The sequence below is a fragment of the Iodobacter sp. BJB302 genome, assembly GCF_002735645.1.
Lineage (GTDB): Bacteria > Pseudomonadota > Gammaproteobacteria > Burkholderiales > Chitinibacteraceae > Iodobacter.
Map to the genome: position 1 here is coordinate 24,565 of NZ_PDZG01000052.1, position 8,096 is coordinate 32,660.

The window sequence follows — 8,096 nt, forward strand, 5'->3', positions numbered from 1 at the left end:
ATTACAAAAAGGAGTGCAAAAAAACAGCCAGTATTATTCCGCAAAAAATAAACCGCTTGGGCCATGTGAATAGCCGGGGCGGTTTATTTGATATGACCGACCATAGTTATTTTTCGGTCTTACCGCGGAAGTAGAACGGCTTCATCTCAATGATTTGCTGTTGCACTGCGCAGCCCAGCCCTTCACGGGCGGCATTGGTCAGCAGGCCATTATCGCCATCGCCGGTCCATACAAAGAGGCCACCCAAACCTTGCTCACGCACATACTGCGCTTTGGCCCGCACTGAACGTGGCGTATCCAGCGACATAAATACCTGACTGCTGCTGTTATAGAGAAAATCCGCATCTGCGACTGTATCGGTATACAGCTGAAAACCATTGCGGCCGCTTTGCTGCTCAAAGTCGATATAGTTGCGCACAATGTCCGGCCACTCTGTGACACCAGATTCAAAGCTGCCCACTGTGTTGTTTGTGCTTTGATTATCGTAACTGCCCTGCAGGGGGGACACCGAGGTGATCCGGGCCCCTTTGGCATTGCGGGTATAGGCGGCATAACCCAAGAAAATTTTCTTGCGATCAACGCCTAAGCCCAGCAGGTATTCGACCGCGCGTGCGGCTGAGTTCTGACTGGGGGTGTCGCTTTGCAGGTTTGTCTGATGGCCTAAGCCCTCGGCCCACGGGGTGCCAAAGAAGTCATAGCTCATCACATTCAGCCCATTTACCCCGGCGGCAATCAGTTCAGGAATATTGGCGTGCTGCATTTTTTCAGGCTCAGCATTCACGGCAATGCTGATATGAATTTCGGGTATCGCCACTTTGAGGTCGCGGATCAGGAGGGCAAAATTGGGCGCATCTTCCGGCCCAAAGCGATTGCCATTGCCTGAGCAACCCGGAAATTCCCAGTCAAGATCCAGATCGGTAAACATCGGGAAGGTTTCAACGATATGCTTCAGGCTTTGAACCAGGCGCGCGCGCAATGCAGTATTTGCCGCGATAAAGTGAAACGCCTGACTCATCGTCCAGCCACCCAGGCTGAGCGATACGCGCAAATCGGGCTTGTTCTGCTTGAGCTGGACTAAGCCTCCCAATATGCCTTGCGCCGTGGCGGGGTTAAATAACTGTGCAGGCGTCCCATCTTTGTAGCCTGGAAAACCACAATTGATGTATGACTGCACGTCACCCCATGGATCGGTAAAGGTGGCCTTGCCTTTTTGATTGGGTAAATCGCTTTCGCTGCTGGCAATGCCAAATGCAACTGCAGCATTATTGATCGTGCCTGCTTTTTCGCCCGTGTCGCCAATAATGCCAGCAAAACCAATAATGATTTTGTCAAAAGGGCCGGCATCTTGTAAGCGTATCAGATCGGTACCACGACCACCTTCTTTAAAGTCGCTGCTTGTTTCATAACGCGAATCATACTGCGACCAATCTGTGTAATAGCAAGCAACTTGAAACTCATTGCTCTGGTATTTGTTGAACACATTTTTAACCACGCGGCCCGGCGTATATGAAAAGTTGCTGTCTTCTTTTGTTGGGTTGAAATGATTGACCGCATAGGTTTTCTCCGCTGCCCCCAGCCCTAAAATTTGCCCGCCGACAAGGGTGCCAGAGTCGGATGGATAGATTAATGCGCTGTCGGTTGTCTGAGTTAACTCTGTAGCTTGTTTTGCTGTGGTTTCCATGTTTGTTACTCCTTGAAACGCAGTCCGTTTGCCGGGGCGTCAGTTGGGATATGGGAGAGTGCCGTACGTAATGAGTGGATGATTAAAAGGATGGGGCAGAAGATATAATGGTGAGTAATAAACATTACTCACCATTTTTATTATTCATGCCATAAAAAATAATGACGCTATTTATTCATGGCATTAATCGGCTAATAAATCGGGGTTTTATTGGTCAATCAGAATAACTTGCAGCTCTTGCCCTTGTTGTGCGACTTCCTGGGCTTGCTGCTGATTTGGGCGGAGACGGTTGAAGCCATATTTAATGGCATCATAAATAAGATTTGCAACCACACCGCTGGCAACGCCGACAAAAAAGGCAACCACTTCAGAGTTAACCTCGCTGGCTTCATATTCACTATCAGCGGTTTCTGATGTTAAAGCCTGATCGGAATTTAGTGAGGACAGAAACAGTACGCCATTCTTTGATGTGGCGCGAACTTTTAGTGATTTATTAGCGTTAATTTCCATAGCCATTTTATTGGTAAAATCGGAGTCATTTTTAATGGCTACGGCTGTCTTTTTAGCAACTTCAGGTTTTTTTTTGCTGTTAATAAATACTTTTTTATCAGGCATGGTTAATTCCTTTGTTTTGATCATGCATGTAGATATGGAGGCTTTTTTATAAGGCGACCTTTAATCCGGCAGCTGTGCTGCCGGATTTTTTTATACACATGAGGTGAATTGTTGTATTAATAAGGCAGTAATATATTTACTGCCCCCTTTTTATTGCGCGGATTATTTGTAATCCACGCTCCATTGGTTGTTAATATCCAGAGTAACTACGGCTGAATAAACATTGGCTGGATAATCAATTTCAAATGAATCAGAGATTTCTTCCAGATCCAGCACTTCACCCACTTCATAGCTGCCAAAGGTGATCCAGTACTTAGGATGGGGTGTAAATGCAAGAAGAATATTGGGTTGTGCTTCTACAGCCAGAGCGGGCTGGCCAGAGATACCTACCCCAACCGATGCTTTGCGTAATGGCACGCTCGAGCTTTGCTTAACAATAAGTGAGCCTGCCGGAGCTGCGCTTGATTTATTGCTAAAGGTATAGCCGTGCTCGTCATAAGCCAGCAATACGGCATTTTCCCCGTGCGGATCAACCGCCCATGTTTGCGACGCTTCGAAAGTTGCACCTGGTTTAAGAGTACCGTTTTCTGACCAAACAAGGCTGTAATCAATATTCCAATCAAAATTTAATCGGGTCGTTGGGTGAGAAGGCTTAGTCAGCCATGCCAGGGACATCACGTTAGGTACGCCAATATCAGGCGCTGTGGTGTAAACGCATGCGGTGGCCGAGTTGCTGGAATTATTTTGAAACGAAAGTGTATAAGCAGTCATGTTGTGATCCTTAGGGTTTGAATAAATTAAAGTTGGGTCATGGGGTTTTGTGTCTGATTCTTTAATTCTCCTTGGTTTTAAAGCTAATCATAAAAACATTTTATATATGTTGATGTTTGTAATAATTGTTAATAGTTATCCATTGGTATTTCGATATTCTGGCCGTATTCAGGTGTTGGTGTTGTATTGGCGACTCTGAGTTTTCTTTTTGTTGCACATTCATTGTATGTCCAGCTTATTGCTGGCATAAATTGACAAACAGGCTGATTGTTATACGTGCTGATCAGCAGGTTTGTAAAAAAAGTGCCTGAATAACCTCTGTTGTCAGATGAATATGTTTTCGCTTTTTTAACACTAATGTATGCTGATTCTTTATTTGTGCTTAGCACAATGTGGTTGTCGTTTGCGGTGCATATAATATTTGTGCGTGCCTCACGCAGTTTTTTTGTAAATTCACTGGTAAATAAACTGGGGTTGTTATTTATTTCATCTGCGAATTCTTTTACTTTTTTATCAGATTGAATGTTTTTTGATATGAAAGTTATTTTGAACCCGTGCCGTATTTTGTTGTGTACTGATTTTATTGGGTTCATTTTTGTATTGCCCTGTTGTAAATAAGACGATGCATAATGTTTTTTTGTGAATTAATTTCAGGATTGTTTTTTTAAGATGCGTAAACAGAGTGTGAGTCGTGCGCTGTTGTTTAAATATATGCCTTGCTTTGGTTGTGTATTTATTGCGAGCCGTAAAATAAAAATCGCTTTCTTGCAATGATCTCTAAGCCATTGTTGCTGAAATATAATGTCCAGCCTCTTGCTTTTAAGTGTTTCAGCTCAATGAGTGCTTCGCTCAGTGACTCGTAATTAATACGCAATTCAATCATTATTCATTTCTCTTTTTTTATCAGCGAGTCTGCATGATTTTTGAATGCGTTTAATTATGCCTAAGTCAATTAAGCGCAGAATGAATTTAGTCGGGCAGATCAAAAAATGCGGAGGCGTGTGTTTCGTGCTCGTATTGTTCTGCGGCGTGAGAGTCTTTATTGCTGGCATGATCACTTTGAATGGCGATATTTACGTAAGTCCAAAGTGCGGGCTTTAATAAATTACGAGCCAGCTGAGCGCGTTTGCGTGCCAGTTCCTCACTGATTTTCAATAGCTGAGCTATTTCTCTGAAAGGCATTTCTTCTACAAAACGGTAATAGGCCACGTCATGTAAATTTTCAGGCAAGGTTTGGAATACTTCTTGTATTTGTTTGAGTAATTCGTCTCCAAGAGCCTGATATTCAGGAGAAACAGGTCTGTGATGGTCTGTTTCTTTATGATGCAATTGAAGCCGCAGGTTTTCTGCATTCAGCCAGCGCTGCTGATCAATAAACTTGCTTTTGGTTACCTGGCGCAACCAGCCGCCAAGGTGGCGGATTTGCGACAATTTAAATGGAGATTCTGTATAAATATGAAGCAGGACAAGGCTGTATGAATCTTTGCTGTTTTCCGAATTGCCTGAGCAAAAACGATTGCACAGATACTGAAGAAAATGGTGATAGCGGGTAATAAACTCTTCAAATGCACCTTCATTGTGGCTGGCAAGGGCGATGATCAGCTCTTGCTCTGATGCATTGCCCCAGCGTTGTTGTTGTTGTTGGCTCAGTTTTGTCCCCATATTGCCCCCTGTAGTATGTGTTAATGGTTTCCTGTCTGGCTTATTGGTTTCTGATAAGATTTGAGACAGGTTTGGGTAAGAGGACGGTGCAAGATGGTTTAATGTGAAAACAAATGAATTTTGTTAATACTCAGGAGGGGGTTGGAAAGCGGGGCGTATTCTTTGAAGGTGGGCCAGGCGGGATTGGTGTCCTACGGCAATCTGATATGTAATGATCATCCTGACAAAAATGTCGCAGATGTCATGACGGAAATGCGAAAATTTCAAATGCAGGGGTATACCGTTTGTTCAGGGCTGCGGCTCGCCGCTTTATTGGCGTGAAGCAGCAATAACGGTGTAATTGATGTATGGCAGGGGCAATATCAGGCAGTAAAACTTAGCCTGATATGGGTTCACTGAATAAGGATGATTATTTTTACGATGAGCAGGGATATTTCATAAAAGACACTGACAGAGGATTTAAGCTGCCGCACAAGCTATTTAGCGGTATTGAACAGGCTCATGTGTGCAAACCCGATGGTCTGTTGACGTTTCATTCACGGCTGCGTTGGCCCTAATGCCCGGGCAATATTTTGCATAATTAAAGCCCCGTTAGCGCCAAATGTAAGCTTTCATTGTGATCGGGAGCGGTTGACGTTTTATTTACGACTCTGCGCTATTGTGAATGAGACGTTAATCCGCTCTTGATTTATCGCCTTTAAAATTTAAAGAAACTCTCCTATTGTTTATATGTAGCATTAATCTTGCGAAAGTTTGACTTAGCGTTGATCGTGTTTGTTTTATTGGTGAATGGACGATGGAAATCGCCCTGAACAATTTATTTAGTGCTTTAGCATAAATCTATTTTTGCAGTTTGATTTTTCTGAGTTGTTTATTTATGATGGTTTTTCTATTTGTGCAGAGTATCGTTTTTACATATCTGCTGCTATTTTAGTGCGTAAAAATTTAAGAAGGCCATTCGAATGATGACGCTCTCACCCCTTCCTGAAAACTTCGCTCTTCCAGAAAACAAAGGTGAAGTTTCTGGCGCGTTTCTTATGGGGTTAACGCAGGCCTTTTATAGTCTTTCTATTCTGCCTGAAGGCAATGGAGAGCTTGAGATTACCTCGTTTGATCCGGCCCAATGGTATCCGTACGTTATGTTCACAGAAACATTAAATACGATTGAGCGCACCTTTCCCGCTTTTAGCAGTATTTTCTTTCGTGCTGGCATTAATTTCTTAAACACTTGGTATGAATATGGCCCTGGAAAAACAATGATTTTTTCAGGGATGGACTGGCTGTACGCTAACAGAGACAGTGGGGGCTATAACTCGGTCGTGCGCGGAGGGAGCAGGGATGAAATAGGCTGGTGCCTGCTCCAGTCTATGGATGAAAAGACGGGAGTTGCTGTTTATGAAAACGTTATGCCACTCACGCTTGATTTTGTCCGGGGTGTTTTTTATCAGGGCTGCATGTTATTTGGTGATATGGATTACGTCAAAGTAACGGGCTATAGCGAGCCCTACCCGCGCAATCCTAAATTTAATCGCATCATGTTAACGGTCAGATTTCAAATCAAGCCTGAAAACCTGATTCAAAATCTGGACGCTTGCCTTGATGCAATGGGGCCGGATCATATTCCCAACTTTACACCTGAAGAGCTGACTTCCTTAGTATGGAAGTACAAAGGGCTGCGCGATCATCAGGCAATGTCTTCAGATTATTTCAACGACATCAATGTCATTCTGGCTGATTCGGTAACTAAAGGTTTAAAAATTAGTAAAGAACTGGAGCAGGCGAAATTAGAAGCCGAATCAGCCAACGAAGCAAAAAGTATGTTCCTGGCCAATATGAGCCACGAAATTCGCACTCCAATGAATGCCATTATTGGTTTTTCTCATCTTATTGTTTTAACCGATTTAACTGCACGTCAACGTGATTACATCAGCAAAATAGAACGCTCAAGTCAGCACTTATTAGGTATTTTGAATGATATTTTAGATTTTTCAAAGGCGGGAGCAGGCAAGCTGGAAGTAGAACATATCCCCTTAGAGCTTGAAGCCACTCTGCAAAATGTAGTTAATTTAATTGCCGAAAAAGTCAGCAGCAAAGGGCTGGAGTTAATCTGCGAAGTGGCTCCTGATGTGCCGCCATTTTTAATTGGCGACCCGCTTCGCCTGGGGCAAATTTTAATTAACTACGCTAATAATGCGGTTAAATTTACTGAATATGGTGAAATCCATATTTCGGTTTGCTTAGCAGAAGAACACGCCAAAGACTCTGCAGAAGTATTATTGCTTTTTGAAGTAAGAGATACCGGGCTGGGGCTTACTGCAGAGCAAATTGGCAGATTGTTTCAAAGTTTCTCGCAAGCCGATAGCTCTACTACTCGTAAGTTTGGTGGTACGGGATTGGGTTTGGCCATCAGCAAATGCCTTGTGGGGCTGATGAATGGGCAAGTTGGGGTGCGCAGCGAGTTAGGAAAAGGATCCGTATTTTGGTTTACTGCCAGATTAGGGCGTGGCGAAAGTCAGACTCGTAAACTGATCCCTGGTATCGATTTACGCGGTTTGCGTGTTTTAGTTGTCGATGACAATCTTTATGCCTCTCATGTATTGACAGAAATGCTCAAAACGATGGGCTTCAAAGTGGATGTTGTTGATTCTGGCTCTGCGGCTATTGCCGCTATAAAACGTGCAATCAAGCCCAATTTTGACGTCATTTTTATGGACTGGCAGATGCCAGTTATGGATGGCCTAGAGGCGATTAAGAGCATCCAAATGCTTGGTTTGGCAAAGGCTCCCAGTTACATCTTAGTGACGGCCTATGGCAAAGAGGATGTGATTAAAGAAGCAGAAGTGCTGGGGGTTCATAATATTTTAGTTAAGCCAGTCAATCCCTCTCTGCTGCTGGATGCAATAATGCGAACCAAGGGGGAGAACAATCAGAGCAACACACAAATCACCGTAAGCCATCATGCAAACACGCTGGCTGCAGAGCTGGAGCCACTAAAAGGTGCGCGTATTTTACTGGTTGAAGACAACGAGTTAAATCAAATGGTGGCACAAGAGTTGCTGCAGTATGCCGGGTTCATCGTAGATGTGGCTAATAATGGTTTGGAAGCGATAGAACAGTTAAGTACACGGGGTTACGATGTTGTTCTGATGGATATGCAAATGCCCATCATGGATGGCGTAACAGCAACGCAACAAATACGCAGCCATGCTCAGTATGCCTCACTTCCTATCGTAGCAATGACGGTAATTGTCAAGATAGTTGAGATGTTTTTACGATTTAAGCGACCTGTAATTCCTCGCTTGTTTTAGGCTCAATAGCCCGGTCGGGGTTCAATTGCACTTCATCTTGCCAGCTCCAGTTCCGAGTC

At 43.8% G+C, this 8,096-nt stretch carries 6 protein-coding genes; 1 reads left to right on the forward strand and 5 read right to left on the reverse strand.

The features are described 5' to 3' along the window. Positions 1-106: 106 nt before the first annotated feature. From CSQ88_RS15770 to CSQ88_RS15790, 5 genes are all read right to left on the reverse strand, one after another. Positions 107-1,681, reverse strand: coding sequence for a glycosyl hydrolase family 18 protein (locus CSQ88_RS15770; RefSeq protein ID WP_099399041.1), 1,575 nt, complete (start codon positions 1,679-1,681; stop codon positions 107-109). Between the two features lie 207 nt (positions 1,682-1,888). Beyond that, the gene (locus CSQ88_RS15775) at positions 1,889-2,296 is read right to left on the reverse strand and encodes a hypothetical protein (protein WP_099399042.1); all 408 of its coding nucleotides are present in this window, start codon (positions 2,294-2,296) and stop codon (positions 1,889-1,891) included. A gap of 162 nt (positions 2,297-2,458) precedes the next feature. Further along, on the reverse strand, positions 2,459-3,067 hold the full coding sequence (locus CSQ88_RS15780) for a protein rhiA (RefSeq protein ID WP_099399043.1): 609 nt from the start codon (positions 3,065-3,067) through the stop codon (positions 2,459-2,461). 128 nt (positions 3,068-3,195) lie between these two features. After that, positions 3,196-3,660, reverse strand: coding sequence for a hypothetical protein (locus tag CSQ88_RS22810; protein ID WP_143449492.1), 465 nt, complete (start codon positions 3,658-3,660; stop codon positions 3,196-3,198). Positions 3,661-4,036: 376 nt separating this feature from the next. Further along, a complete protein-coding gene (locus CSQ88_RS15790) occupies positions 4,037-4,729 on the reverse strand; it encodes an RNA polymerase sigma factor (protein WP_099399045.1) in 693 nt (230 codons plus the stop codon). A gap of 962 nt (positions 4,730-5,691) precedes the next feature. On the opposite strand from CSQ88_RS15790, the gene CSQ88_RS15795 reads away from it, so the two are divergent. Next, positions 5,692-8,037, forward strand: a complete 2,346-nt coding sequence (locus CSQ88_RS15795; protein WP_218963120.1) for a response regulator — start codon at positions 5,692-5,694, stop codon at positions 8,035-8,037. Positions 8,038-8,096: the final 59 nt, after the last annotated feature.